This window comes from Embleya sp. NPDC005575, assembly GCF_040605455.1.
Taxonomy (GTDB): domain Bacteria; phylum Actinomycetota; class Actinomycetes; order Streptomycetales; family Streptomycetaceae; genus Embleya.
The window spans coordinates 54,790-81,623 of the sequence record NZ_JBEXCV010000022.1 but is presented as its reverse complement, the minus strand read 5'-3'; the positions used below and the strand labels follow the sequence as shown (position 1 = coordinate 81,623).

The following is a 26,834-nucleotide window of genomic DNA, read 5'->3' as shown; positions in this document are numbered from 1 at the left end:
CCCGCGGCCGCCGGCGCGTCGGGCGCCCCGCCGCCGGCGGCGATCCCCGTGACCGGCGACGTGACCGGGCTCGACCTGCCGATCGCGGCCTACCTGCCGACCCGGGAGCAGCGCGCCCGGCGGGCCTCGGCCGAGGCGGTGCTGATCCGCGACTGCCTGGCCCGGCTGGGCCTGACGTACCAGGCGCCGCCGGCCGCGGACGGCGGACCGGTGTTGAAGTCGCGCACCGAGCGCCGGTACGGCGTGGGCGACCCGGTCGAGGTGGCCACGTGGGGCTTTCGGCCGCCGGGCGCCGTCGGCGGCGGTACGGACAAGCCGAGTGCGCCGGCCCCGAGCCGGGAGCTGGCCGTGGCGCTGTACGGCGCGGCCGGGGCGGACGGTGTACCACCGGCGCCGAACGAGGGCATCGATCGGCCGGGGCCGGGCTGTCTGGGCGAGGCACGGTTCGCGCTGGGCGTGGATCCGGCGCTGGAGCGCGCGGCGCTGCCGAGTCGGCTGGACGTGGAGTCGTTCGAGCGCTCGCGGGCCGATCCTCGGGTGCGGGGGGTGCTGGCCCAGTGGTCGGCCTGCATGCGCGCGAAGGGGTTCGACTACCCCGACCCGTTGGCGGCCGGCGGCGATCCGGCCTGGGACACGCCCGCGCCGAGCGCGCGCGAGATCGCCGCGGCGAGCGCGACGGTGGCCTGCAAGGCGGAGCACAACGTGGCGGGCACCTGGTACGCGGTCGACGTCGCCTACCAGCGGCAGGCGATCGAGCGTGAGGCGGCGGCGCTGACGCGGGTGCGGGCGAACGAGGAGGAATCCGCGCGCCGGGTCGCGGCGGTCCTGAGCGGCTGAGCGGGCGGCCGGCACCGGGCCGACGCCATCCGGCGGATGGCGCGAAACCGACGCTCAGCGCCCGACCAGGCGGGTCCGCGCACGGTACTCGGGCACCGTCGCCATCGGCGGCCGCTCCCGGGCCGCGACGTCGTGCGTGCGCAGCCGGAAGCCCTGCTCGTCCCGCTCGAACTGGGTCAGTGCGGTGCTGAGCTCGATTGGGTGCGCGCCCGTGGGGCCGCGGCGCAGCCGGCGCTCGACGGCCTGGAGTATCTCCGCCGCCATCCGGCCGAGTCCGGCCTCGTCCTGGTGGCTGTGCCGGCGCACGCCCACGTCCACCTGGGCCATCGCGTCCAGGCCGACCAGGCGCAGGGTGTCCACGAGCATCGCGGTCTCGATGCCGTAGCCGCACGGGAAGGGCAACTGTTCCAGGAGCGAGCGCCGGGCCGCGTACTCGCCGCCCAGCGGCTGGACGAAACCGGCCAGCTCGGGCCAGTGCAGGTTGAGCAGCGGGCGCGCGACCAGCTCGGTGACCCGGCCACCGCCCGCGGGCACGATCGTGTCGCCGATCTCCAGCGGCCGGTCGTACATGGCCTTGACCAGTTGCACCGAGGGGTCGGTGAGCAGCGGGCCCAGGATGCCGGTGACGAAGTCCGCCGAGAAGTCCTTCAGGTCGGCGTCCACGAACGCCACGATGTCGCCGTCGGTGACCAGGAGTGAGCGCCACAACACCTCGCCCTTGCCGCGCACGGTAGCCAGCGCGGGCAGGATGTCGTCGCGGTGCACGACCCGTGCGCCCGCGTCGGCGGCGACCTTGCCGGTGTCGTCGGTGGATCCGGAGTCGACGACCACGAGCTCGTCCACCAGCGGCGCGCGCTCGATCAGCTCGGTCCGGATCACCTTGACGATGTCCCCGACGGTCGCCGCCTCGTTCAGCGCGGGCAGGACGACGCTGACCCGGGTGTCGCGTTTGGCGTCAAGAAGCGTGTCGACGGGCCAGTCCGCGGCGACGGAGGACCGTCGTCGAAGCCAGGCGCTCACCTCGGGCTGCACGTTCGAAATCCCCTGTCGTCGCCGGTGTTCCGGCCTCGGTCGCGGCCACCCTTTATCGTCTCGCGAGGTGGACCGGATGATCGACGCGGCACCGGTTCGGTTACAGTCGTCGTCACCGGTTACGACGATCGCACGTCGGGCCGGACAAACGCGGACCGGCCACCCGGCGAAGGGTGTGTCCACCGCCATAGCAGCTCATCCAGAGGGGCAGAGGGAACGGCCCGTTGAAGCCCCGGCAACCATCCGATCGTCATTCCTCGTGACGCGCTTTCGGCGCGAGCGAGCACCGGCGGGTCGGACAGGTGCCAAGTCCGGCCCGTGGGACCCCACGGGTAAAGATGAGGACAGAAAGGCCCTCGCCATGGCGACACCCACCGCCACCCGCTCCACCGACGCCACCTCCGCCTCCTTCGGTCCGGCCGCCGCGCTGTCGTGTCGCGAGTGCGGCGAACGCACCGAACTCGGCCCGAAGTACGCTTGCGAGTCCTGTTTCGGCCCGCTCGAGGTCGCCTACGACTTCGGCACCGTCACGCGGGAGCAGATCGAGGCCGGCCCGCAGAACATCTGGCGGTACGCGCCGCTCCTGCCGGTCGCCGCGGACGTCGCGTCCCGGCCCAACCTGAACCCCGGATTCACCAAGCTCGTCCGTACCGAGAACCTGGGCCGTGCGCTGGGCATTCGAAACCTGCACGTCAAGGACGACTCGGGCAACCCGACGCACTCCTTCAAGGACCGCGTGGTCGCGATCGCCGTCGAGGCCGCACGCACCTTCGGCTTCACCACCCTCTCCTGCTCCTCCACCGGCAACCTGGCCGGCGCGGTGGGCGCCGCCGCCGCTCGGGCGGGCCTGCGCAGCTGCGTGTTCATCCCGGCCGACCTGGAAGCCGGCAAGGTCGTCACGGCGGCCGTCTACGGCGGCGAGCTGGTCGCCATCGAGGGCACCTACGACGAGGTCAACCGGTTCTGCTCGGAGCTGATCGGCGACCCGGCCGGCGAGGACTGGGGCTTCGTCAACGTCAACCTGCGGCCGTACTACGGCGAGGGTTCCAAGACGCTCGCCTACGAGATCGCCGAACAGCTCGGCTGGCGACTGCCGGAGCAGATCGTCATTCCGATCGCGTCCGGTTCGCAGCTGACCAAGATCGACAAGGGATTCCGCGAGCTGATCGCACTCGGCCTGGTCGAGGACGCGCCGTACAAGATCTTCGGCGCGCAGGCCACCGGGTGCTCCCCGGTGGCCGCCGCGTGGAAGGCCGGCCACGACGTGATCCGTCCGGTGCGCCCGGACACGATCGCCAAGTCGCTCGCGATCGGCAACCCGGCCGACGGCCCCTATGTGCTGGACGTGTGCAAGCGCACCGGCGGCGCGGTGGAGGACGTGACCGACGCCGAGGTGGTCGAGGCGATGAAGCTGCTGGCCCGTACCGAGGGCATCTTCGGCGAGACCGCCGGCGGCGTGACCGTCGGCTGCCTGCGCAAGCTGCTCGCGTCCGGCGCGCTGGACCCGGACGCCGAGACGGTCGTGCTCAACACGGGCGACGGCCTCAAGACGTTGGACGCGGTCACGCCGACCACCGGCGCCACCGCGACCATTCGACCCACTCTGGATTCCTTCCGAAAGGCCGGCCTGGCATGAGCGTCTCCGTTCGCATCCCGACGATCCTGCGCACCTACACGGGCGGGGCGGCCGAGGTGTCCGTCGAGGGGGCGACCCTCGCCGAGGTCCTGGATGCCTTGGAAAAGGACCACACCGGAATTCGCGCGCGCATCCTCGACGACGAGGGCAAGCTGCGTCGCTTTGTGAATCTGTACGTGGACGACGAGGATGTGCGCTTCGCGGACGGTCTCGCCACGGCCACCCCCGACAAGGGAACCGTTTCGATCATCCCGGCGGTCGCCGGCGGTTGCTGACGCGATAGGCCGACGGTCCCGATCTTCATCGACCGGGACCCGAAACGGAACCGAGAAATCCGCTGCCCGACAGCCCGGGCAGCGGATTTCTTCGTCACCACGGCGTTGGTGGGTTACACGTGTTTAACCGGGTCCATTTCCCGACTTTGACGGCGACGCGTCGGTAAACCCGTGGTCGGGATCACATCCGTTATGTGTGAAAAGTCGCCTTCCTGGCGGATTGAAATACAGCTTTCCTGGCGACTCGCGAAGAATGCGAACTTTATTCACTCGGGAATTCTCGTCCGATTGACCTGTTGCTCCGGGCATCCGTCCGGATACATTCAGCCGCGGTCGTAGCGGAAGGCCGGGTCCTTCTGGATACGAACCCGGAGCTGCGGCGTGCAGTATCCGTGAAAGGGCCAGTAACAGGGGAGTTAGGAATGGCTCAGGGCGCCGTCAAGTGGTTCAACGCGGAGAAGGGGTACGGCTTCATCGCGGTCGACGGTGGTGCGGACGTTTTCGTCCACTACAGCGCGATCCAGATGGACGGGTACCGGACGCTCGAGGAGGGGCAGCGAGTCGAGTTCGAGATCTCGCAGGGGCAGAAGGGGCCGCAGGCCGACATGGTCCGCGTCACCGCCTGAACCAGGGGGCAATCCGCTCCTCTGCTTGAAACGGTCCACACCACGGACTGCACGACACACCGCAACACACATCATGTCCGATCCCCCGACCCCTGCCGATCCCTCGTCGGATCGTCGGATCGGGTTCGATCGGTGACCGGGGCCCGGCCTTCCCGCCATGCGGGGGCCGGGCCCCGGTCGTTGTGCGTCCGGGGCCTCGTGCGGCCGATCACGGTCGGTCGGGCCCGTCGACGCCCCCCGCCGCGTGCGACACGCGCGGGTGTGCGCACGGACGGGTCGGGACCCGCCGTTGCGCTTGCACTCGGCATGGCCGAGTGCTAATCATTGGCGTTAGCACTCTGGATGTGAGAGTGACAGAAACGGACCGAGCCGGTGAGGCTCGACGCCCGTGAGGGAGGGATCCTCGCGGTGGTCGAGTCGTCCGTCGCGGGCGCCAGTGCGGTCCGGCACTCACCCCCGTTCTGGGAGGACTTCACCACATGGCCAAGATCATCGCGTTCAACGAGGAAGCGCGCCGCGGCCTCGAGCGCGGGATGAACCAGCTCGCCGACGCCGTCAAGGTCACGCTGGGCCCCAAGGGCCGCAACGTCGTGCTCGAGAAGAAGTGGGGTGCGCCCACCATCACCAACGATGGTGTGAGCATCGCCAAGGAGATCGAGCTCGAGGACCCGTACGAAAAGATCGGTGCCGAGCTGGTCAAGGAGGTCGCGAAGAAGACGGACGACGTCGCCGGTGACGGTACGACGACCGCGACCGTCCTCGCCCAGGCGCTCGTACGCGAGGGCCTGCGCAACGTGGCCGCCGGCGCGAACCCGATGGCCCTCAAGCGTGGCATCGAGAAGGCCGTCGAGGCCGTCTCCGAGCAGCTGCTCGCGCTCGCCAAGGACGTCGAGACGAAGGAGCAGATCGCCTCCACCGCCTCGATCTCCGCCGCTGACCCCCTGATCGGCGAGATGATCGCCGAGGCCATGGACAAGGTCGGCAAGGAAGGCGTCATCACCGTCGAGGAGAGCAACACCTTCGGTCTCGAGCTCGAGCTCACCGAGGGCATGCGCTTCGACAAGGGCTACATCTCGCCGTACTTCGCGACCGACATGGAGCGCATGGAGGCCGTCCTCGAAGACGCCTACGTGCTCATCGTCAACTCGAAGATCACCTCGGTGAAGGACCTCCTCCCGCTGCTGGAGAAGGTCATGCAGTCGGGCAAGCCGCTCATGATCATCTCCGAGGACGTCGAGGGCGAGGCCCTGGCCACGCTCGTCGTCAACAAGATCCGCGGCACCTTCAAGTCCGTCGCCGTCAAGGCTCCGGGCTTCGGCGACCGTCGCAAGGCCATGCTCGGCGACATCGCCATCCTCACCGGTGGCCAGGTCATCTCCGAGGAGGTCGGCCTCAAGCTCGACACCGCGGGTCTCGAACTCCTCGGCCGCGCCCGCAAGGTCGTCGTCACCAAGGACGAGACCACCATCGTCGACGGCGCCGGTGACTCGGACCAGGTCGCGGGTCGGGTCAACCAGATCCGCGCCGAGATCGAGAACTCCGACTCGGACTACGACCGCGAGAAGCTCCAGGAGCGCCTCGCGAAGCTGGCCGGCGGCGTGGCCGTGATCAAGGCCGGTGCCGCGACCGAGGTCGAGCTCAAGGAGCGCAAGCACCGCATCGAGGACGCGGTGCGCAACGCGAAGGCCGCCGTCGAGGAGGGCATCGTCGCCGGTGGTGGCGTGGCCCTGCTCCAGGCGTCCACCATCGCGTTCGACAAGCTCGAGCTGGACGGCGACGAGGCCACCGGCGCGAGCATCGTGCGCCTGGCCGTCGAGGCCCCGCTCAAGCAGATCGCGGTCAACGCCGGCCTCGAGGGCGGCGTGGTTGTGGAGAAGGTGCGCAACCTGACCCCGGGTCACGGCCTCAACGCCGCGACCGGCGAGTACGTGGACCTCATCGCCGAGGGCATCATCGACCCGGCGAAGGTCACCCGTTCCGCGCTGCAGAACGCCGCGTCGATCGCCGCGCTGTTCCTGACCACCGAGGCTGTCATCGCCGACAAGCCGGAGAAGAACCCGGCCCCGGCCGGCGGCGCTCCGGACATGGGCGGCATGGACTTCTGATCCGCTGAGGATCGGTCGACCTGACGCACGGTCAGTGGTTTGAGCGAGAGGCGGTCCCCTTCGGGGGGCCGCCTCTTTCGCGTCGTAACCAGGGCCTTCCGGCGCTGTTCGAAACGTTCGCGGATGAACTCCATTGGCAACTGCGTCGGGCCGCTCCCGTTGGATGCGGTGCGTTTCAGCATCTCGGTGTGGAGCGGCGGATCGGTCGTCATCCCCGAGCCGTTCGGGATCGAGCTGGACACCTCGGGTTTGCCGCCGAGGTGATATTCGCCGGCATCGGCGGCCGCTCGCTCGTAGGCTCGTAACGCGACTCCGGGAACTACGCGTTCCTTCCGTCTTGGTGTACAAACACTTTCGAAGTGTTTGGGGTTCGAATCCCTGTCCGGGACCCGTGACCTGCCCGGAGTCGCATGCCATTGCACCCGGGGAACTGCGCGTTCGTACAGAGCCGTTTCCCAAGGGTTGGAAGCGGTCCCACGGCTCGTCCAGGGACCCACACCGGACCCGCGACATGCCCCGGGTGCCCACGGGGGAGCCTTTCGATGACCGAGATCACGCGCGCCCTGAGCGCCGAAAACCCGGCCCGCGCCGAGGCCGCCGCCACCGTCGTCCGCTTTCTGGACGTCGCCGTGGCCGCGACCGGGCGGGCCTCCTTCTACAACACCCGCGACGAGCAGCTCGCGCTGGAACGGGACGCCCACCGCGCGATGGCCGCGCTGGATCGTCGGCTGTACGCGGGTCTCGTGTGCTCCCCTGGAGCCACCGACCGCAGTCGACAGCTCGGCGTGCTCCAGCTGCTCGATACGCCCGCACACGAGGACGACGGCACCGCCGTGTACAACGCGGTCGCCACGCTGACCGTGCCGCGCCGGCTCAAGCTGTTCGGCCTGCTGGCCGAGCGGCGGGTGAACAACGCTCGGGTACGCCGGCTGATCCTGCGCACCGTGCTCGGCTCCGGCTCGCTGGAGCTGTGGTCGGTGCGCTACCGGGACAAGCTCGCCGGCGCGCTGCGGCACGCGTGGGGCCTGCGGCTGAGCGGCATCCTGCGCTCGATCCTGACCAAGCGGCTCGGCGGCGCGGAACTCGATCCGAAGGAACGACGCATCCTGGCCCGCGAGATCGACCGCTGGGCGGCCGATCCGGCCCTCGCGCACGAGTGCGTCGCGTTCGTGCTCGGCGCCGACGGCCCGTACACGCTGCCGCTGCCGCTCGCGTATCGGGCCGCCCGCACCGACCTGGCCGCGGGCGCCGCGCTGCCGTACGAGACGCTCGAAGGGCTGCGCGGCCGGTTCCACCCGGACGAGAAGCCCGCACGCGCGCTGGAGCTGACCGCCGATCGACTGACCGTCGGACAGCGGCTGGCCGGGCAGCGGCAGGCCGAGCGCGCGGGCGTAGCGGTCGAGGTCGACCTCGACCGCTACGACGCGGTCCGGCTGTACCTGTACGCGTACGCCACCGGAATGACCGACGACGTCGCTGCGGCGCTGGATCGGCGGGCCGCCGCCGGTGCGGCCGGGCTCGACCTGGCCGGCCGCCGGATCGCCCTGGTGCTGGACGGGTCCGCCTCGATGCGCGGCGGTACCGATCAGCCGCTGCGACCGATCGCGACCGTGCTCGCGCTGCGCGACGCGTTGCGGGCGGCGGCCGGGCAGTGCCACGAGGTGTGGATCGGCGGCGTCCCGGACGGCCGGCTCGTGCGGCCCGCCGGGGCGACCGCGGCGGCCGAGGGCCTGGTCGCCGCGCTGCGCACCGGGCCCGAGCTGATCGTGGTGATCGGCGACGGCTACGAGAACGCGCCCGCCGGGCGGTTCGCGCAGGTGCTCGACGCGGCCCGCACGCTCGGCATCGCGGTGCCCGTGGTCCAGCTCTCGCCCGTGCTCGCGGCCGAGGCGGCCGGCCTGCGCGGCTACGCGCCGGACCTGCCGCTTGCTCCCGTGCATCGTCCCGAGGCTCTCGAACTCGCCTGGTGTCGGCTGATGTTGACCATCGACCCGGCCGCCGCCGTACCCGCCCTGCTGCGCCTGGCCGACCTGGAGGTGACCGGATGAACACCCTCACCCATGCCCCGCTGCCGATCGGCGACCTGCTGGCCGGCTGCACCCTCGGTCGGGTGCAGAGCGTCGGCCGGATGCAGGTGCTGCCGCTGCTCGGCGACACGTGCGACGCGCCCGCCGTCACGCTCCCGACCGATCTGTGGATCGGCACGAGCGGCTACGGCACGCTCACCTTCGTCAACCACACGCCGAACGTCGCGCTGGTCCCGTGTCACCTCGCGGTGATCGTCGAGCACAGCGCGCAGGACCACGCGATGCCGCGGGCCGCCCTGGTCGAGCCCTCGGACCGACTCGCCTTCGACGCGGCGATGTGCGTCCAGCAGACCCAGTCCGGCCTGATCACCGAGGCGGCGCAGCCGCTCGCGGTGCTGCCGCTCGCGCTGCGCGCCGCCGCCTCGGCGAGTGCGGACGCGGACGGGTACAGCCGGCTGTGGCCGGCCGTCCAGCGGTTCAACGCGTCCTCCGGCCTCGCCGAGACCGGGAACCTGGTGCTGTTCCTCAAGCACTTCGCGGTCGAGCTCGAACGTTTCGTCGCCGAGTTCGAGTGCGTCGAGGACCAGGTGGGCGCGGTGGTGCTGCTCGACGGCGAGATCGCCGGGATCGAGCGGGCACCTTCGCGGGCGTACTGGTCGGCGATGTGGGAGCCGCTGATCAGGTTCTGCTACGGCGCGGAGGCGGTTCGCTACGGTCTGCACGACCCGGGGGATCCGCCGCCGAGCCGAACCGTGCTGAACCTGCCCGGCGGCGACGGGGCGGCGGCCGGTGATCCCTACGACGTGCTCGCCGAGGCGCTGCGGGCCGCCGACGCCGAGGAGCAGCGGCGCGCCGAGCGCACGCTGGACGACGCCGGCGCCCACCCGGTGGCACCGGCCCCGGAGCACACGCACGCCGGTGTCACGGTGGGTCGGGTCGAGAGCGAGCGGTTCGTCGGCGCGTATGCGATGGGCGGCGATCGGCCGGTCTACGCGTCGTTGACCGCGCGCTCGTTCGGCGGCTGAGTCCGGGTGAGGCCGCCGAGCGGGGCGATCACCTCGGCGTCTCGTTCGCAGACCCAGTGCGGGTCCTCGCCCAGCTCGGGTTCGAGGTAGAGCGGGTGGTCGTCGTGCCGTGGGCACGACGGCCACACCGTGCCCTGTTCGGTAAGCGCCTCCTGGACGTCCTGCCCGATCAGTCCGGGGACGTACGCGGCGCCGTCAGGCCACTGCTCGACCCACCACTTGCGCTCGACCAGGGCGTGCTCTACCACGGTCACGGTCTCGGGGGTCTCGACGCCGTGCGTGCGCAGGTCGGCCAGGACCAGGGCGCGGGCGGTCAACAGGGCGACGTCGGTCGGATCCTTGCTCATGGTCGACAAGTGTGCGCGATCGCGGCGTATACGAGAATCGAGCGTGTGGCACTTCTCATCGATCCCCCGGCCTGGCCCGGACGCGGGCGGCTGTGGTCGCACCTGGTCAGCGACGTCTCGCATGCCGAGCTGCACGCGTTCGCGCGCGAACTCGGCGCACCCGAACGCGCGTTCGATCGGGATCACTACGACGTCCCGGCCGACCTGTACACCCGGGCGCTGGCCCAGGGGGCGGAGCCGGTCTCCAGTCGGGAACTGGTGGTCCGGCTGACCGCGGCGGGCCTGCGCCGGCGCAAGCGGTACCGACCACGCTGACCGGTCGGGGGCGGGTCAGGACTGCTGGCGCGGGATGGTGCCCTCCAGCCGCTCCAGCTCGGCGCGCATGTTGTAGCGGGCCGCCTCCTCGTACCGGGCCGCGCCCAGCCGGGTGTGGAACAGCCGGGGCAGCGACATCAGGTCGCGCAGCACCGCGGCGCGGGCGGCCCGGAACGCCTCGTCCGGGACGAACGCGTACTCCTCGCGGACCGCCGCCGTGTACGCCTCGTAGCGCTCGCGGTCGGCGGCCAGGATGGCCAGGTCCGCGTCGCACAACACGTGCGCGTTGTGATCGGATTCGCCGGGCGCGTGCTCGGCGGTCACCCGGACCAGGCGCACCGTCTCGGCCACCAGGGCCGGGGCCACGCCCGCCTCGCGCAGGCCGCGTTCGGCCAGCCGCGCGCTGCGCTCCTCGTTGTCGGCCCGGGCCGGGTCGTAGACCGCGTCGTGGAACCACGCGGCGAGCATGACGGCGTCGACGTCGTCGGCCTCGTAGGCCAACTCGCCGATCAGGTCGAGCACGGTGCGCAGATGGTCGGTGTCGTGATAGCGGCGGTGCGGCTCGGCGTAGCGCGCCAGCAGGCTCTCGACGACGGCGCCGGCCTCGGCGTGCTCACCGACGAGCCGGGCCCACTGGTCCCGCAGCGTCACAGTCGCGGACTCCTGGATGCGTTCCACCCGGCCAGCATGGCAGAACGAGCGAGCGAAGCCGACCACCAACCGGTCCGACACACGCGGTTCACTCGTATTGGATGCCGATCGCACGGCGATCACTTGCCGATCGACCGGCAACGGCCGACGCGGCCAGCGGCCCCGGGAGCGGGCGCGCGTGCAGCACGATCAGTCCGGACACCGCGCGGGTGAGCACCACGTAGAGCCGGCGCAGCCCCTGGGCCTCGGCGTCGACGATCTCGGCCGGTTCGGCGACCGCGACGTGGTCGAACTCCAGACCCTTGGCCAGAGACGCGGGCACCACGCTGATCCGGGCCTGTTCGGCGTCGCCGTCCGCGCCCAGGACCCGGTGCGCGACGCCGCCCGCGCGCAGCGCGGTGGCCACCTCCGGCACCCGCGCGTCGGCGCAGATCAGGCCGATCGAGCCCTCGTGGTCGAGCAGTTCGACCGCCGCCTCGGCGGATCGCGCAGCCAGTGCGTCGGCCTCGACCGGACGCAGTTCCAGTGCGCCCGCCGCCTGCCGAACCGAGGACGCGGGTGCCAGGCCCGGCGCGATCAGCGGCAACAACCGACTGGCGAACTCCAGGATCTGCAGCGGCACTCGGAAGCCCCGGGTCAGCTCCTCGATCCTGGCCCCCTCGTGTCCCAGGTGATGCAGCGTCTGCCGCCAACCGGGGGTGGCCCACGGCGTGGTGCCCTGCGCGATGTCGCCGAGCACCGTCGCCGAGCCGGTGGAGCAGCGCCGGCCCACCGCGCGCAACTGCATCGGGGACAGGTCCTGCGCCTCGTCGATCACCACGTGTCCGTAGCCACCGGTGCGGTAGAGCAGGTCGGCGGTCTCGTCCACGAGCACCGCGTCGGCCACGGTCCAACGCGCGGATCCCACCCCGCGCGGCGGCGTGGCCCAGCCGATCGCGGCCTGTTCCTCGGCGGTCAGCACGCCGTCCGCGCACGCGGCCCGGAAGTCGGCGTCGCCCAGCAGCCGGAAGACCAGCTTGAGCGGATCCACCGCCGGCCACATCGCGTCCACCGCCGCCTTGACCGGTCGGCTGCGCGCGACCGCGTCCTGGACCCGGTCGTCCGGGGACTCGCCGCGCTCCTCCATCTTGGTCAGCAGCGCGTGTGCGATGCGTTGCCGGAGCATGTCGCGGGCCGCGCCGTAGCGCACGTCGCGCGTGCGCAGCGCGGCGACCAGTTCCTCGACCTCGTACACCGCGAGCCGCCAGGTGCGCGAGTCGCGGACCACGGCCACCGACTCCGTCGGCGCCCTCAGTCCCGACCACACCGCACGGCGCAGCACGTCGGCCATCCGCGCGTCGCCCTTGATCGTGCCGGACACCGCCTCGTCCAGCGCCCGGACCTTGATCTTGGAGGTGCGGGTGACCAGGTCCTCGACGGTGGTCTGACCGACCTCGATCTCACCGAGGGCGGGCAGCACCTGCTGGATGTAGTCGAGGAAGGCCCGGTTCGGGCCGACCACCAGGGTGCCGCTGCGGGCGAGGCGGTCCCGGTAGGCGTACAGCAGCCAGGCCACGCGGTGCAGGCCGACGGCGGTCTTGCCGGTGCCGGGCGCGCCCTGTACGCACAGCGTGTGGCCCAGATCGGAACGCACGATCTCGTCCTGCTCGGGCTGGATGGTCGCCACGATGTCACGCATCGGGCCCATGCGCGGGCGCTCGATCTCCGCCGCGAGGATGCCACTGGCGGTGTCGACCTCGTCCGGGTCGGTCAGGTGCTCGTCCTCGAACGCGGTCAGCTCGCCGGTCGTCCAGCCGAAGCGGCGGCGCAGCTCGACACCGAGCGGTTCGGCCCGGTTGGCGCGGTAGAACGCGCGGGACAGCGGCGCGCGCCAGTCCACCACCATCGGGTCGCCGAGTTCGTCGTGTACGTGCCGACGGCCGATCCAGAAGGATTCGACGGGCTTGCTCGGGTCGGCGCTCACCTCGACCGGTTCGGCGTCCTCGACGCCGTCGGCGAATCGGCCGTCGACCCGGCCGAAGAACAGCGGTGAGCCGGCGTGGTCGGCCAGTGCGGCGATGCGCTTGGCGATCAGGTGCTGGGCGGTCTCGTTGGCGACGGCGGTGGCGCCGACGTCACGCAGGTCGAGCGCCTCGGTCTCCTCGCGCATCCGGCGCAGCGCGGCGCGGGAGGCGTCCAGGTAGGCGCGTTCGACGGCGAGCGCGTCGGGAGTGGGCAGGGCGGAGCCGGTGGTGGCGGGCGCGGACATGTCTCTCCGGTTCGTGGCGGCGACAATTCGGAGCCCGGCCGTGTGCGATGCCACGTCCTGGTGCGCCCCTGCGGAGGGCGCGAGCCGGGTGCCCGAAGGCGGCGGCCCGCGCGGCCCACCGGTGCCGGGCGCCGAGGACGATTCCCGATCACTGCACTGGGTGGGGCAGCGGAACCAGCGAGCCTAGGCCAGTCCGCCTCTGCCATCAACTCCCTTTGCCGGGCCATGCTCGGTCGCGGGCGCGGAACGGGCCGGCGCGGACGCCCGACGGGCCGGGCGGACGCGGTGCGGCAGGGGCGGTGCGGCAGGCGGGGTGGAGCGGGGGCGATCGCCGCGTTGCTGCTGGACCCGCGGGCACGCTTCGCGGTCGCGGCGGCGATCCCCGAACCGTGCGCGGGAAGTTCGGGGATCGCCGGCGCGTCCCGACCGTGCGCGCGTACGTCCGGGCCAACCGGCGGCCGGGTGTGCGGACGGTGCCCGGCGGCACGGTCCCGTCGGATCCGTCGAACCGGACCTACCCGGCCGATTCGACGTGGTCGGCGAGGGCGGTGAGCAGATCGGCGACGCCGTCGGGGCCGGCGACGACCAGGTCGGCGCGTTCGGCGAGGGCGTGCACCTCGGCCGAGCCGCTGCACACGGTGAGGCCGGCGGTGCCCTGGTCGCGCACCTCCTCGACGGCCTCGAACGCGGCGAGGTCGCCCAGGTCGTCGCCGGCGAACAGGACCGAGCCGGCCTGCATCTCCTTGAGGAAGCCGGTCAGCGCGCGGCCCTTGTCCATCCCGCGCGGGCGCAGTTCGAGCACGTAGCGGCCGGGCTCGACGGCCAGGTCGTGCCGCGCCGCAAGCTCGCCGAGCGGGTCGCGCAGCAGCGCGAGCGCGGCGTCCGGGTCCGGTGCGCGGCGGGTGTGCACGGCGAGCGCGCTGCCCTTGTCCTCGACCCAGGTGCTGCTCCACAGGTCGAGCGTCTGGAGCAGGCCGGGCAGTGCGAGGCGTACCTCCTGCACCCCGCGCGGCGGCTCCGGCGCGCTGACCCGGCCGGTCGCCGCGTCCCAGCGCTCCAGGCCGTAGTGGCCGAGCACGACGAGGCGTTCGAGTCCGGGCACGCCGCGAAAGCGGCCGTACTCGACGGCGACCGCGGCCGGGCGGCCGGTCACGATCACCACCGCGGCCAGGTGCGGGGTCAGTCGAGACAGCGCGGTCACCGCGCGCATGTCCGCGCGCGCCTGGTCCGGGTGGTCGACGATCGGAGCCAGGGTGCCGTCGAAGTCGAGGGCGACGACGGCTCGGGCCGGCTCACCGAGCAACGCGGCAAGGCCCGCTCGGCCGGCCGGCGTGATGGGTTCGGGCAGCGTGGACCGGTTCGTGGTCATGGCGTCCAACCTACCCAGTGGTCAGTGAACCGAGCAGACGGTCGGCCAGCGGGACCACCTGGTCGTCGACCACGATCACGGTGAGTCGACGCTGCGGGATGCCACCGAAAACCGGCTTGATCCGGCCGATCCCGGGCAGTGCGGCGGCCAGCGCGCGGGCCTGTCTCTCCTGCCCGGCGGGGTGGTAGACGGTGGTGGCCGAGACCGAACCGCGGAACACGTCCGTTCCGGTGACCTCCCAGCCCGCCGCCTCCAGCCGCCGGGCCATGCGCTTCGCCAGCGCGGGCACCTTGCTCTGATCGAGGAGCACCACCTTGCCCTGCGCACCCCGAGGCGTCGCGGGTGCTCGGGCGGGCGGCACCGGGCGGGCCGGTGCGGCCACGCTCGCCACCGGCGCCGGCCCGGACGCGTGCCGGGCACGGTCCGCGGCCACCCGGGAGGCGGGCTCGCCCCGGCCGATCGTGAGCACGCCGGCCGCGACGCAGATCGCCAGCAGCACGGCCACCGGGATCAGGCCGCGCCGCGAGCGCTCCCACACGGGTTCGACCTGGGCCCGCAGCCCGCCGATCAGGTCGCGCCCGGCCGCCGCGCAGTCCGAGTCCGCCTCGGGTTCCTCGGCCTCAAGGCCCTCGTTGAGGCCCTCGTTGGTCCAGATCAGGCCGTACCGACCGAAGCCGTCGAAGACGTCGTACTCGTCCCTGCGGCGCGAGAACACCGGGGCCGCCCCTCAGCGCCCGGGACGACGCACGGTGGATCGGGCCTGCTGCCGGGCCTCGCGCAGCCGCCGCAGCCGCTGGACCAGCATCGGATCGTGCTCCAGGGCCTCCGGCCGGTCGAGGAGTGTGTTCAGCACCTGGAAGTAGCGAGTCGCGGAGAAGCCGAAACGATCGCGCACGGCGCGTTCCTTCGCGCCGGCGTGCTTCCACCACTGGCGCTCGAATTCGAGGATGTCCCGGTCCCGGTCGGACAGCCCGCCCGTGGGAACCCCTTCGGGCGAGCGCGCCGCGGCGCCCTGCCCGGGAATCACGGGCGACTCGGGCCGCGCGTCGTGTTCCTCGCCCATCGGTCACCCCTTCGGTACCTCACCCGGGCCCGTCGACCCGCCTTCGGCATTGTGCCCGCCCGCGCCGACGGACCACCGCACCGGCGCGGTGATTCGCCGGAAAAGCCCATGCATCACCCGCGGGAGGGGATCGGCGGGGGGACCTATATGCTCCGCCGCATGTCTACTTTTGCCGTCCATATCCCCGCCGCCGAACTCGAAGCCGACCCGCTCGACCCGGCCCAGATCGTCTCCGGCACGCCCGAGGTCTCGGGCAAGGTCCTGTGGGAATCCGAGGACGGCAAGCAGATTCGCGGCATCTGGCAGATCACCCCGGGCGTGGTGACCGACACCGAGGCCAACGAGCTGTTCGTGGTCGTCTCCGGTCGGGCCACGATCGAGATCCGCGGCGGCACGACGATCGAGGTCGGCCCGGGCGACGCGTGCGTGCTCCAGGAGGGCGACGAGACGGTGTGGACGGTGCACGAGACGCTGCGCAAGGCGTACCACATCACCCTGCCGTAGCCGCCGGATCCGGACGCGGCGAAGCCCACAGGCCCCGAGACCTGTGGGCTTCGCGCTCCTTGGAGTCGGCCGGACCTACTTGACCGACCCGGCGGTCAGACCCGACACGACGTGCTTCTCGATGTAGGCGAACAGGATCACCACGGGCACGATCGCCACCACCGAACCGGCGAACAGGTACTGCCATTCGACCCGGTAGGCGCCCAGGAAGCTGTTGATGCCGACCGTGAGTGGTTGCTTGTCCGGCGTGGTCACCAGCACCAGTGCGACGGTGAACTCGTTCCACGCCGCGATGAAGGTGAAGATCACCGCCGTGACGATGCCGGGCATCGCCAGCGGCAGGGTGACCCGACGCAGTGCCCCGAGACGGGAGGCACCGTCGATCATCGCGGCCTCCTCCAGCTCGACCGGGATCGCGCTGAAGTAGGCGGTCAGGATCCACACCGAGAAGGCCAGGTTGAACGCGCCGTTGACGAGCACGAGCGCCCAGTACGAGTCGAGCAGATCCAGGATGTAGAACTCCCGGTACAGCCCGACCAGCAGTGACGTCGGCTGGAACATCTGGGTGACCAGCACGAGCAGCAGGAAGACGCCCCGGCCGCGGAATCGCTTGCGCGCGGTGTAGTAGGCCGCGGGCAGCGAGACCACCAGCACGAGCAGCGTGGACATGCCGGCGACCAGCAGCGAGACCTTGAGGTTGTCGCCGAGTGTGGACTTGTCCCACACGTCGACGAAATTGGCCCACTCGAACTTCGACGGCACGTAGCCGTCGCTGGTCAGTTCGTCCTTGGGTCGCAGGGCGGTGATCGCCATCTCGACGTAGGGCAGGACGAACACGATCGCGATCACCCAGGCGAGCGCACCGAACCACAACTGCTTTTGGCTGTACTTCGAACCCCCGCGCACGGACTTCTTGCGCCCGGGACGATTCCCGCCGCCCGATGTGCCCGCAGGCTGCTTCGCGGCGGCGCCGGCGCCCGGCTTGCGGCCGGCGGCGGTGCTCGTGCTCATCGGTCGGTCTCCTTGTTACGGCTGACAACGAGGAAAAACGCGACCAGGATGATGATCATCGCGAAGTTGGCCACCGACATCGCGGCGCTCTCCCCGATGTCGGACGCCTTGAGCTGGTACATGAACACCGTGGTCGTCGCGGTCTCGTAACCCGGACCACCGTTGGTCATCGCCCAGATGATCGGGAACGAGTTGAAGACGTTGATCAGGTTGATCACCACCGCGACCAGGATCGCGGGCTTGAGCAGCGGCAGCGTGATCGACAGGTAGGTGCGCCACGTGGACGCGCCGTCTATCTTGGCCGCCTCGTACACCTCGCCGGGCACCGTCTGGAGTCCTGCCAGCAGCGTGTACGTGGTGAACGGCAGCGAGACGAAGACCGCGACCGCCATCATCCACGGCATCGCCGTGGAGGGCCTGCCGAGCCAGTCCTTGCCCGCGTCCATCAGGTGCAGGTCGACCATGAGCGTGTTGATCGCGCCGTGGGTCTCGTGCAGCATCCACTTGAAGACGACGGCGGTCATGAAGACCGAGGCCGCCCACGGCACGATCATCGCCCAGCGGGCGAACCGCCGGCCGGGGAAGTGCTGGTTGAACAGCTGAGCCAGGAACAGCGACAACACGAGCGTGATGGCGACGACCACCAGCACCCAGACCACGGTGTTCCACAGCACGGCCACGAAGTCCGGCTCGTCGAACAGCTTGGTGTAGTTGTCGGTGCCGTTGGATCCCACCACGACGCCGGTGCGGCGGATGCGCTGGAAGGAGCTCCAGATCATCACGACGACGGGCCACAGGACCACGACACCGATGAGGAGGACGGCCGGGCCGATCCACGGCAGCGGGGCCAGCGCCTTCTTGACTCTGGTGACGACGGTAGGCGCTCTGCGTACGGCGGTTTCGGCCACGGGGCCGTCCTCCTCCTTCGGTACTCGGACGTATCTGTGGTGCGTCAGCTCTTCTGCTGCGCGACCGCCGCTTCGGCTTCCTTCTGGAGCTGGTCCAGCACGTCCTTGGGCGACTTGCCGGAGACCGCGCTACCGAGCTGCTCCTTGATCTTGGGCGAGAGCACGTCCCACGCGACGTCGTTAAGCGGGTAGAACTTCGCCTTGGGCAGCAGGTCGATGTACGGCTTGAGACCGGCGTTGGCGGGGTTGGCCGTCATCTTGGCCATCACCGACTTGGTCACCGGCGGGAAGCTGTACTGCTCCTGGAACTTGATCTGCTGGTCGGTGCTGAACGCGTGGTCCAGGAACGCCTTGATCTGGTCCTTGTGGCCGTTCTTCTTGAACGCCATCATCCAGTCGCAGACCCCGAGGGTCTCGTTCAGCGGGCCCGTCTTGCCGGCGATCGGCGCGGTCGCGTACTTGAGGTTCGGGTAGTCCTTCTTCAGCGTGGCGATCATGGTGGGGTTGCTGTTCACCATGCCGACGCTGCCGCCGTAGAAGTCCGTGTAGACGTCCTTGCGGTTCTTGGTGCCGGGGTTCGACTCGGTCAGACCGCCCTTGACCAGGTTGTCGTTGACCCAGTTCAACGCCTCGACGTTCTGCGCGCTGTTGACCGTGTACTTGCCATTGGTCTGGTAGCCGCCGCCGTTGCCCAGCGCCCAGTTCATGAACTCGCCCTGGGCCTCCTCCTTGCCCAGCGGCAGACCGAAGGGCGTCGGCACCCCTGCGGCCTTGAGTTTGGTCGCGGCGGCCTTGAGTTCGTCCCAGGTCTTCGGCGGGTCGGTGATTCCGGCCCTGGCGAACAGATCGGTGTTGTAGATCAATTGCCGGGTGCTGGAGGTGAAGGGAATGCCGTACTGCTTCCCCTTGACCGTCGCGGCCGGGGTGAAGGAGTCCACGAAATCGGCCTTGGTGGCGGGCGACATGACGTCGTCGACCGGGTAGAGCAGGTCGTCGACGACCTTGTCCGCATAACCGCCGGTCTGCAGAAGGTCGGGCATGTCGTTGTTCTGGATCATGGTCGCGACCTGCTTGTCGATGTCATCCCAGTTGATGACCTGCAGGTTCACCTTGATCCCGGGGTTCTTCTCGTTGAAGGACGAGATCACCCCGTTCCAGTACTTCTGCATGCTGCCGTCGCCGCTGCCGTAGTCGGCCACGACCAGCTTGATCGACCCGTCGCCGTTGTCCTTCTTGTCGTCCGAGCCACCACACGCCGACAGAAGCAGTGCGGCCGACAGTCCTGTCGCCGCCAATGCCATCTGGTGCCGCTTCATCGCAGTACCGCCTTCATGCCTTCGGGAAAACAGGACCGTTGGTGAGGGTTTGGTCGCACTAAACCCATGCACGTGCTTGCGCAAAACTGTTCGCAACGCAGATTTGAAGAAAACTCTTGAGCAGCATCGAGCATTTTGCGGACTCGCCGTGTCGGCAGTCAACACCTCGCCGGAAGAAAGGTCTACACCAATCTTCGGATTCGGAGGAGAGATCGAGGAAGTTTGCAGAGCAATTCGTTACCCACGCGGGCGCGCATGGAGAAGAACCGGCACCAAGGGCGCCGGCTCGATCCCGCGAATGGTCCATCGAGTTGGTTGATCAACAAGTACGCGAATGCCCCGAACGCGCGGACGCGCCCGCCGGGAAGGCGGGCGCGCGGGGTCCGGGCAGGTCGTGCGCGACGGCCGGATTCAGACCCGGATGACCCGGACGCCCGCATCGGAGAAGGCCGCCGCGGTCCCCTCCGTCGCCGAGGTGTCGGTGACCAGGACGTCGATCCGATCCAGCGGGCAGATCCGGGCAAACGCTCGGCGGCCGAGCTTGGAGGAGTCCGCGGCCACCACCACCCGGCCCGCGCCGGCGGCCATCAGCTGGTTGATGCTGGCCTCGCCCTCGTGGTGGGCGCTCGCGCCGTGCTCGACGTCGATCGCGTCGACGCCCAGGATCGCCACGTCCAGGGCCACCTCGCGCAGGATGCCGGTGGCCAACGGGCCGATCAGTTCGTAGGACTGGGTGCGCGCCACACCGCCGGTGACCACGATCTTCACGTGCCGGCGCACGGCGAGTTCGCCCGCGATGTTGAGCGCGTTGGTGACGATCGTGAACGCCTGCGCGTTCGAGTCGCCCTCGGTGTGCAGGTCGGCTCGGGCGACCAGGGCGCGGGCCACCTCGGTCATCGTGGTGCCGCCGTTGAGCCCGATCGTCTCGCCCGGCTTGACCAGCGCCGCGGCGGCCTGCGCGATGCGCTGCTTCTCGGACGCGTGCCGGGCGGTCTTGTAACGCAGCGGCAGGTCGTAGGAGACCGCGTGCGCGACCGCGCCGCCCCGGGTGCGGGTCAACATCTGCTGCTGGGCGAGCTGATCCAGGTCGCGGCGGATCGTCGCGGGTGAGACGTCCAGCTCCGCGGCCACGTCCTCGACCTCCAGCCGGCCGTGCTTGGCCAGCAGCTCCAGGAGCGCACCCCACCGCTCGTAACGGCTCACCCGTGACCTCCCGCCGTGTCCGACAGCCCTGTCCGACTCGCGTCGGATCGTTCGGGACATCCTCGCGGGCGCCCCGCACGTGTCGAGCATCGGGGTTTCCGGGAACCGCCGCTCACTCGACGATGCTGTTGCATGTTCATGTTTTCAACTGCTATCCAGTGAGCACAAACGCGCATTCTCGGATCCACCCGCCCTCGGGCTCACAATCTGCCCCATCTACCAGACTTGAGACGCCGATGCCGCACGTGAACACCCCGCCGTCCGAATTGTCCGGCGCGGACTGCGTCGTCGCACTCGATGTCGGCGGCACCGACATCAAGGGCGGCGTGGTCGACGCGGGCGGCAACCTCGTCTACGGCGAGCGGCGGCCCACCGGCCGGACCGCGGGCCCCAACGCAGTGGTCGCGGGCATCGTCGACTTCGCCGCCGCACTGCGCGAGCGGGCGGTCGACCTCGGTGGCGTGCCGCGGGCGGCGGGCGTCGTGGTGCCGGGGATCGTGGACGATCCGGCGGGGGTCGCGGTGTGGTCGGCCAGCATCCAGTGGCGCGAGGTGCCGCTGCGCTCGCTGATCGCGGACCGGCTCGGCCTACCGGCTGCTTTGAGCCACGACGTGCGCACCGGCGCGCTGGCCGAGGGCCGGCTCGGCGCGGGACGCGACTGCGACAACTTCCTGTTCGTGGCGATCGGCACCGGGCTCGCCTCGGTGCTCGTCCTGAACGGTCGCCCCTACCCGGGCGGACACGGACAGGCGGGCGAGATCGGCCACATCACCGTGCGTCCGGGCGGCGGCAGATGCACGTGCGGGGCGGTCGGCTGTCTGGAGGCGCACTTCTCCGGACCCGCCATCGCGCACGCGTTCGCGGAGGCCGCACCGGGCGACGACCCGCCGCTGAGCGCGGCCCAGGTGGTCGCCCGGGTGGCGGCCGGCGACACGGTCGCGGCGGCCGTGTGGGGCCAGGGTCTGTCCGCGTTCGCGGACGGCCTGCTCACCGGTCTGGCGCTGTACGACCCGAAGTTGCTGGTGATCGGCGGCGGGCTCTCCCTCGCCGGGGAACAACTCTTCAACCCCTTGCGGACGTTGCTCGCCGAGCGCGCCGTGGTCCAACACGTGCCGCCGCTGGTGACCGCGGCGCTCGGGGACGAGGCCGGTTGCCGAGGCGCCGGCCTGATCGCGTGGGACACCTTGGAGGTGCGCGGGTGACGGTACTCGGCAATGCGCGAGTGGTGCTGCCCTCAGGGGTGGTCGAGGGCGCTTCGGTGGGCGTGGTCGGTGATCGGATCGCCTTCGCGGGCCCGGGCCTGCCGGCCGGTCCCGAGCCGGTGGTCGACGTCGCGGGCGGCTGGATCGTGCCCGGCTTCGTGGACATGCACGTCCATGGGGGCGGCGGCGGTTCGTACACCTCCGGCGATCCCGACGAGGCGCTGCGGGTGGCCGAATTCCATCGCTCGCACGGCACCACGACCACGGTCGCGAGCCTGGTCACCGCGTCCCCGGCGGACCTGCTGCGGATCGTCTCCGAGCTGGCCCCGCTCGTGCACGACGGCCGGCTGGCCGGGCTGCACCTGGAGGGCCCGTACCTGAGTGCGGCCCGCTGCGGCGCGCACGATCCGACCCAGTTGCGCGCACCCGACCGGGACGAGGTCACCGCGCTGCTGAAGGCGGGCAGCGGCGCGATCCGGATGCTCACGTTGGCCCCCGAACTGACCGGCGGCGTCGAGCTGGTGCGCCGACTGGCCGACGAGGGGGTGATCGCCGCGGTCGGGCACACCGACGGCACCCACCGTGAGACGCGCGCGGCGCTGGCGGCGGGCGCGAGCGTGGCCACCCACCTGTTCAACGCGATGCGCAGCGTGCACCACCGCGAGCCGGGACCGGTCACCGCCCTGCTCCAGGACAGTGACGCGGTGGTCGAGTTGATCAACGACGGCGTGCACCTGCACTCCAGTGTGGTCAACCTGGCGTACGCGAGCGCGGGCCCGGACCGGGTCGCGTTCATCACCGACGCGATGGGCGCGGCGGGTATGCCGGACGGCGTGTATCCGCTGGGTGTGATGACCGTGGACGTGGTCGACGGCGTGGCCCGGCTGGCCGACGGCGACTCGATCGCGGGCAGCACGCTGACGCTGGACCGGGCGCTGCGCAACGGCGTCGCGGGCGGCCTGCCGATCGCCGACGTGGTCCGCTCGTTGTCCGCGACTCCCGCCCGGGCACTGGGCATCGCCGACCGGGTCGGCACCCTGGAGCCGGGCAAGCGGGCCGACCTGGTGGTGCTCGACGACGCACTGCGGGTGCGCGCGGTGATGGCCGGCGGCACGTGGGTGGACCACCGCCGACCCTGATCGCCGAGCTCCGGCCGCCTCGAAGTAAAGGCGGCCGGGCCTCAGTTGGGCGGGTAGCGCTTGGCCCAGGAGGTCTCGCCGGCCTCGGGGCCGTGCAGCGTGGTGCCCTGCGTCATCTCCATCGCGAAGTCGTCGGCCAACTCCAGGATCGCGCCGCGACCCTCCAACTCGGCGACCAGGTCGGCGGGCAGCACGGTATCGCCGTGCATCGCGCCCAGCAGGTTGCCGCAGATCGACCCGGTCGAGTCGCTGTCGCCACCGTGATTGACCGCGAGCAGCAGCCCGGTGCGCATGTCCGGCGCCACCAGCGCGCAGTACAGCCCGATCGACAGCGCCTCCTCGGCCGTCCAGCCCTGGCCCAGTGCCTCCACCCGCTCCGCCGACGGCACCCCGGTGCGCACCGCGGCCAGCGCCGCCTCGATCGCGCGGGCCGTCTCGGTGTGCTCGGGACGGGCCTTGACCAGATCCAGCGCCACCCGCACGCCCTCCTCCAGCGGCGCACCCTGCATGACCGCGTGCACGATCACCGCGAACGCGCCCGCCGAGAGGTAGCCGGTAGGGTGACCGTGCGTCAGCACCGCGCATTCCACCGCGAGTTGGAAGACCAGCTCGGGACGCCAGCCGACCAGCAGGCCGAACGGCGCCGAGCGCATCACCGCCCCGCATCCCTTGGAATCGGGGTTCTTGGGCCGCTCCAGCGTGCCCATCACGCTCTCGTCCTCCAGACCGCGCAGACAGGCGGACCCGGGCGCACGCGAGCTGTACAACCACTCCTCGCGGACCAGCCAGCCCTCGTCCTTGCGCTCGTCCGGCCCCCACTCGCTCTGCGTCGCCTTCCAGCGCAGATACGCGCCGTGCAGGTCGGTCGGCGGATGCCAGGCCCCGGTGTCGCGCCGCACGTGCGCGCGGATCAGGCCCTCCACCGTGAACAACGTCATCTGCGTGTCGTCGGTGATCGCGCCGTGCCGGTGATACGCCGTCACATAGCCCACGACGCCGTCGGCGCCGTGTTGTGCGCGGATCTCCGCGAGACTGAGGAACTCGATGCCCGCGCCGAGCGCGTCACCGATCGCGCCGCCGACCAGGCACCCCCGTACCCGTGCCCGAAAGTCCTGCAACCGGTCTCTGGACCACAGTGCGGCCATGTGTGTTCTCCCTCCCCCGACACCCCACCGCAGCGTACCGGCGGCGGGTCACCCAGGGGTCGTACACGCGTCCGGCATCGTGTGGTCAAGGTGTTCTCGGCCGGCGGGAAGCGGGAGCGGGCCCGATCGGCCGGCGTCGTCCGCGCGGGCCCGGGGACGACGTGCCGTCCCCGGGGCCACGCGTGCTCAGTTGGTCAGGATCGGGAGCATGATCTTCTCGACCTCGGCGTCGTGGCGACGGGCCACCTCCTGACGCTCGGCGCTCACCTCGCCGTAGGTGGTCGTGCGCTGTCGGGCGCGCCGGCCGAGCGAGGCGGCCATCGCCTCCAGTTCGGCGATCGACTTCTTGGAGCCGTTGTCGGCGCCCGCCATCCGGGAGATGGTCTCCTCCATGAGCGTGCCGCCCATGTCGTTCGCACCGCCTTCGAGCATCAGGTTGGTGCCCTCGACGCCGAGCTTGACCCAGCTGGTCTGAATGTTGTCGATTTTGCCGTGCAGCAGGATCCGGGCCATCGCGTGCACGGCCCGGTTGTCCCGCAGCGTCGGGCCCGGGCGGGCGATGCCGGCCAGGTAGACCGGCGCGTTGGTGTGCACGAACGGCAGCGTGACGAACTCGGTGAAGCCGCCCGTCTCGTCCTGGATGCGGCCGAGCAGGCGCAGGTGGCCCAGCCAGTGCGAGGGCGTGTCCACATGCCCGTACATCATCGTCGACGAGCTGCGGATGCCCAGCTCGTGTGCGGTGGTGACCACCTCGACCCAGGTCGCCGCGGGCAGCTTGCCCTTGGTCAGGATCCAGCGCACGTCGTCGTCGAGGATCTCGGCGGCGGTCCCGGGAATGGTGTCCAGGCCCGCCTCCTTGGCGGCGGTCAGCCAGTCGCGGATGGACATCCCGGTCCGGGTCGCGCCGTTGACCACCTCCATCGGCGAGAACGCGTGCACGTGCATGTCCGGTACGCGCTTCTTGACCTCGCGCGCGATGTCGAAGTAGGCGCTGCCGGGCAGATCGGGATGGATGCCGCCCTGCATGCACACCTCGGTCGCGCCGACCGCCCAGGCCTGTTCGGCCCGCTCGCCCACCTGGTCCAGGGAGAGCGTGTACGCGTCCGCGTCGGTGCGCCGCTGGGCGAACGCGCAGAAGCGGCAGCCGGTGTAGCAGACGTTGGTGAAGTTGATGTTGCGGTTGACGATGTAGGTGATCGCGTCGCCGTTCACCGCACGCCGCAAGTCATCGGCGATCCGCGCGAGTTCGTCCATCGCGACGCCGTCGCAGTGGAACAGCGCGAGGGCTTGGTCGTCGGTCAGCCGGCTCGGGTCGGCGGCGGCCTGGCCGAGCGCCGCCTTGACGTCCGAGTCGAGCCGGACCACCGATCCCGTGGCGCTGTCGGCGACCTGTTCGCGCAACGACTCCCAGTCGCCGTACACGTTGTCGAAGTCGTCCCGGCGGTCGGTGGTGCGGCCGGTGGTGTCGATGCTCACGTGCAGGTCGGTGCGGCCGGTCGCGGCGGCGAAGATGTCCTCGGGCTCCTGCCAGGGCAGCCCTTCGGGGCACTTGCCCTCGATCGCGAGCCCGGTCCGCGGGTCGGACAGCGCGCGCACGTGCGGCAGCACCCGCGGGTCCACCCACGGCTCGCCGCGCTGGATCACCTCGGGGTAGACGTTGAGCCGCTCACGCAGCGTGAAGCCCGCTTCGGCGGTCCGCGCCGCGAGGAACTCGATCTGCGGCCAGGCGAGTTCGGGGTTGACGTGGTCGGGAGTCAGCGGCGAGACACCGCCCCAGTCGTCGATGCCGGCCGCGATCATCAGCGCGTACTCCTCGCCGATCAGGTTCGGCGGGGCCTGCACCCGGACCTTGGGGCCGATCACGATCCGGGAGACGGCGATCGCAGCGGCCAGCTCGACCAGGTCGGCGTCCGGCGTCGAGCGCATCGCGGTGTCCGGCTTGGCCCGGAAGTTCTGCAGGATGACTTCCTGGATCGAGCCGTACTGCCGGGCGACCTTGCGCATCGCGAAGATCGACTCGGCCCGCTCGGTCATGTTCTCGCCGATGCCGATCAACAGGCCGGTGGTGAACGGGACGTTCGAGCGTCCGGCGTCCTCCAATACCCGCAGCCGCACGGCCGGTTCCTTGTCCGGCGAACCGTGGTGCGGGCCGCCGGGCTCGGACCACAGCCGGGTCGCGGTGGTCTCCAGCATCATCCCCATCGACGCGCTGACCGGCTTGAGCCGTTGGAAGTCGGTCCAGGAGAGCACCCCGGGGTTGAGGTGCGGCAGCAGACCTGTCTCCTCCAGGACCCGGATCGACATCGCCCGCACGTAAGCGAGCGTGTCGTCGTACCCGTGCGCGTCCAGCCACTCGCGCGCCTCGGGCCAGCGGTCCTCGGGCCGGTCGCCGAGCGTGAACAGGGCTTCCTTGCAACCGAGCGCGGCGCCGTCGCGAGCGATCTTCAGCACCTCGTCGGGGCTGAGGAACATCCCGTGGCCCTCGCGCCTGAGCTTGCCGGGGACGGTGACGAAGGTGCAGTAGTTGCAGCGGTCACGACACAGCCTGGTCAGCGGGATGAACACTTTTCGGCTGTACGTGATCACCCCGGCGCGGCCGACCGCCTCCAAGCCGGCGTCGCGCACCCGCGCGGCCGACCGACTCAGGTCCGCCAGGTCCGCGTCGCGCGCGTGCAGCAGCACGGCCGCTTCCGAGACGTCGAGCATGACCCCGTCTCGGGCTCGCCGCAGCGCTCGCCGCATCGAACTCTCGGTGGGACGTCCCTCGTTGGGGGTCGGGGTCATGCGACACCTCACTGTCGTCGCTGTTGCTCGGGCTGGATCGGCGGGCCGACCGCACCTTGTACGCTC

25 protein-coding genes and 1 riboswitch are annotated in these 26,834 nt (G+C 70.8%); of the genes, 12 read left to right on the top strand and 13 right to left on the bottom strand.

Translation table 11 applies throughout. The annotated features are described in order from the left end of the window. The coding region (locus ABZS54_RS10760; protein ID WP_355533276.1) for a hypothetical protein at positions 1 to 837 on the top strand (837 nt) is incomplete at its 5' end. 54 nt (positions 838 to 891) lie between these two features. Here ABZS54_RS10760 and ABZS54_RS10755 read toward each other — a convergent pair. Further along, a complete protein-coding gene (locus ABZS54_RS10755) occupies positions 892 to 1,869 on the bottom strand; it encodes a glucosyl-3-phosphoglycerate synthase (protein WP_355533275.1) in 978 nt (325 codons plus the stop codon). A 192-nt stretch (positions 1,870 to 2,061) separates the two neighbouring features. Beyond that, a riboswitch (SAM riboswitch) is annotated at positions 2,062 to 2,214 on the top strand. A 16-nt stretch (positions 2,215 to 2,230) separates the two neighbouring features. Here ABZS54_RS10755 and thrC point away from each other — a divergent pair. The 7 genes from thrC to ABZS54_RS10720 all read left to right on the top strand — a co-directional run bounded on the left by thrC (position 2,231) and on the right by ABZS54_RS10720 (position 9,563). Further along, the gene (thrC, locus tag ABZS54_RS10750; RefSeq protein WP_355533272.1) at positions 2,231 to 3,505 is read left to right on the top strand and encodes a threonine synthase; all 1,275 of its coding nucleotides are present in this window, start codon (positions 2,231 to 2,233) and stop codon (positions 3,503 to 3,505) included. Next, positions 3,502 to 3,780 carry a MoaD/ThiS family protein gene (locus ABZS54_RS10745; protein WP_355533269.1) on the top strand — a complete coding sequence of 93 codons (279 nt, stop codon included), beginning with the start codon at positions 3,502 to 3,504 and terminating at the stop codon, positions 3,778 to 3,780. Before thrC ends, ABZS54_RS10745 begins: the two co-directional genes overlap by 4 nt. Positions 3,781 to 4,202: 422 nt before the next feature. Beyond that, the gene (locus ABZS54_RS10740) at positions 4,203 to 4,406 is read left to right on the top strand and encodes a cold-shock protein (RefSeq protein ID WP_020557826.1); all 204 of its coding nucleotides are present in this window, start codon (positions 4,203 to 4,205) and stop codon (positions 4,404 to 4,406) included. Between the two features lie 479 nt (positions 4,407 to 4,885). Then, a complete protein-coding gene (gene groL, locus ABZS54_RS10735; protein ID WP_355533265.1) occupies positions 4,886 to 6,511 on the top strand; it encodes a chaperonin GroEL in 1,626 nt (541 codons plus the stop codon). A 123-nt stretch (positions 6,512 to 6,634) separates the two neighbouring features. Then, on the top strand, positions 6,635 to 6,775 hold the full coding sequence (locus ABZS54_RS10730; protein ID WP_355533263.1) for a hypothetical protein: 141 nt from the start codon (positions 6,635 to 6,637) through the stop codon (positions 6,773 to 6,775). 278 nt (positions 6,776 to 7,053) lie between these two features. Beyond that, positions 7,054 to 8,559 carry a hypothetical protein gene (locus ABZS54_RS10725; protein ID WP_355533261.1) on the top strand — a complete coding sequence of 502 codons (1,506 nt, stop codon included), beginning with the start codon at positions 7,054 to 7,056 and terminating at the stop codon, positions 8,557 to 8,559. Continuing rightward, entirely contained in the window at positions 8,556 to 9,563 is a 1,008-nt protein-coding gene (locus ABZS54_RS10720; RefSeq protein WP_355533258.1) for a DUF6569 family protein, read from the top strand. Before ABZS54_RS10725 ends, ABZS54_RS10720 begins: the two co-directional genes overlap by 4 nt. Here the strand turns inward: ABZS54_RS10720 and ABZS54_RS10715 are convergent. After that, positions 9,527 to 9,910 (bottom strand): hypothetical protein, encoded by a 384-nt coding sequence (locus tag ABZS54_RS10715; RefSeq protein WP_355533255.1) that lies wholly within the window; start codon positions 9,908 to 9,910, stop codon positions 9,527 to 9,529. The two genes, ABZS54_RS10720 and ABZS54_RS10715, sit on opposite strands and share 37 nt — an antisense overlap. 45 nt (positions 9,911 to 9,955) lie before the next feature. On the opposite strand from ABZS54_RS10715, the gene ABZS54_RS10710 reads away from it, so the two are divergent. Beyond that, entirely contained in the window at positions 9,956 to 10,225 is a 270-nt protein-coding gene (locus ABZS54_RS10710; RefSeq protein ID WP_355533253.1) for a DUF4031 domain-containing protein, read from the top strand. Between the two features lie 15 nt (positions 10,226 to 10,240). On the opposite strand, the gene ABZS54_RS10705 is transcribed toward ABZS54_RS10710, so the two are convergent. The 5 genes from ABZS54_RS10705 to ABZS54_RS10685 all read right to left on the bottom strand — a co-directional run bounded on the left by ABZS54_RS10705 (position 10,241) and on the right by ABZS54_RS10685 (position 15,556). Then, positions 10,241 to 10,870 (bottom strand): metal-dependent phosphohydrolase, encoded by a 630-nt coding sequence (locus tag ABZS54_RS10705; RefSeq protein ID WP_355533293.1) that lies wholly within the window; start codon positions 10,868 to 10,870, stop codon positions 10,241 to 10,243. A gap of 94 nt (positions 10,871 to 10,964) precedes the next feature. Next, positions 10,965 to 13,124, bottom strand: a complete 2,160-nt coding sequence (locus ABZS54_RS10700) for an AAA family ATPase (protein ID WP_355533250.1) — start codon at positions 13,122 to 13,124, stop codon at positions 10,965 to 10,967. Between the two features lie 514 nt (positions 13,125 to 13,638). After that, on the bottom strand, positions 13,639 to 14,493 hold the full coding sequence (gene otsB, locus ABZS54_RS10695; RefSeq protein WP_355533247.1) for a trehalose-phosphatase: 855 nt from the start codon (positions 14,491 to 14,493) through the stop codon (positions 13,639 to 13,641). Positions 14,494 to 14,503: 10 nt separating this feature from the next. Then, positions 14,504 to 15,208 carry a LytR C-terminal domain-containing protein gene (locus tag ABZS54_RS10690; RefSeq protein ID WP_355533244.1) on the bottom strand — a complete coding sequence of 235 codons (705 nt, stop codon included), beginning with the start codon at positions 15,206 to 15,208 and terminating at the stop codon, positions 14,504 to 14,506. 12 nt (positions 15,209 to 15,220) lie between these two features. Continuing rightward, the gene (locus tag ABZS54_RS10685; protein ID WP_355533241.1) at positions 15,221 to 15,556 is read right to left on the bottom strand and encodes a DUF3263 domain-containing protein; all 336 of its coding nucleotides are present in this window, start codon (positions 15,554 to 15,556) and stop codon (positions 15,221 to 15,223) included. A gap of 159 nt (positions 15,557 to 15,715) precedes the next feature. Here ABZS54_RS10685 and ABZS54_RS10680 point away from each other — a divergent pair, with 159 nt between their 5' ends. Further along, positions 15,716 to 16,060, top strand: a complete 345-nt coding sequence (locus tag ABZS54_RS10680) for a cupin domain-containing protein (protein WP_355533238.1) — start codon at positions 15,716 to 15,718, stop codon at positions 16,058 to 16,060. Positions 16,061 to 16,135: 75 nt separating this feature from the next. On the opposite strand, the gene ABZS54_RS10675 is transcribed toward ABZS54_RS10680, so the two are convergent. The 4 genes from ABZS54_RS10675 to ABZS54_RS10660 form a co-directional block, all read right to left on the bottom strand. Continuing rightward, positions 16,136 to 17,071 carry a carbohydrate ABC transporter permease gene (locus ABZS54_RS10675; RefSeq protein ID WP_355533235.1) on the bottom strand — a complete coding sequence of 312 codons (936 nt, stop codon included), beginning with the start codon at positions 17,069 to 17,071 and terminating at the stop codon, positions 16,136 to 16,138. After that, on the bottom strand, positions 17,068 to 17,979 hold the full coding sequence (locus ABZS54_RS10670) for a sugar ABC transporter permease (RefSeq protein WP_355533232.1): 912 nt from the start codon (positions 17,977 to 17,979) through the stop codon (positions 17,068 to 17,070). The genes ABZS54_RS10675 and ABZS54_RS10670 overlap by 4 nt, the downstream gene beginning before the upstream one ends. A gap of 44 nt (positions 17,980 to 18,023) precedes the next feature. Further along, entirely contained in the window at positions 18,024 to 19,295 is a 1,272-nt protein-coding gene (locus ABZS54_RS10665; RefSeq protein WP_355533229.1) for an extracellular solute-binding protein, read from the bottom strand. Positions 19,296 to 19,706: 411 nt separating this feature from the next. After that, positions 19,707 to 20,498, bottom strand: coding sequence for a DeoR/GlpR family DNA-binding transcription regulator (locus ABZS54_RS10660; protein ID WP_355533226.1), 792 nt, complete (start codon positions 20,496 to 20,498; stop codon positions 19,707 to 19,709). Between the two features lie 245 nt (positions 20,499 to 20,743). On the opposite strand from ABZS54_RS10660, the gene ABZS54_RS10655 reads away from it, so the two are divergent. Beyond that, positions 20,744 to 21,700, top strand: coding sequence for an ROK family protein (locus ABZS54_RS10655; protein WP_355533223.1), 957 nt, complete (start codon positions 20,744 to 20,746; stop codon positions 21,698 to 21,700). Then, positions 21,697 to 22,839, top strand: a complete 1,143-nt coding sequence (gene nagA / locus ABZS54_RS10650; RefSeq protein WP_355533220.1) for an N-acetylglucosamine-6-phosphate deacetylase — start codon at positions 21,697 to 21,699, stop codon at positions 22,837 to 22,839. The genes ABZS54_RS10655 and nagA overlap by 4 nt, the downstream gene beginning before the upstream one ends. Positions 22,840 to 22,880: 41 nt before the next feature. Here the strand turns inward: nagA and ABZS54_RS10645 are convergent, their stop codons facing one another. Next, positions 22,881 to 23,984, bottom strand: a complete 1,104-nt coding sequence (locus ABZS54_RS10645) for an ADP-ribosylglycohydrolase family protein (RefSeq protein ID WP_355533217.1) — start codon at positions 23,982 to 23,984, stop codon at positions 22,881 to 22,883. Between the two features lie 186 nt (positions 23,985 to 24,170). Next, positions 24,171 to 26,768, bottom strand: a complete 2,598-nt coding sequence (locus ABZS54_RS10640) for a bifunctional FO biosynthesis protein CofGH (protein WP_355533214.1) — start codon at positions 26,766 to 26,768, stop codon at positions 24,171 to 24,173. Positions 26,769 to 26,834 lie beyond the last annotated feature (66 nt).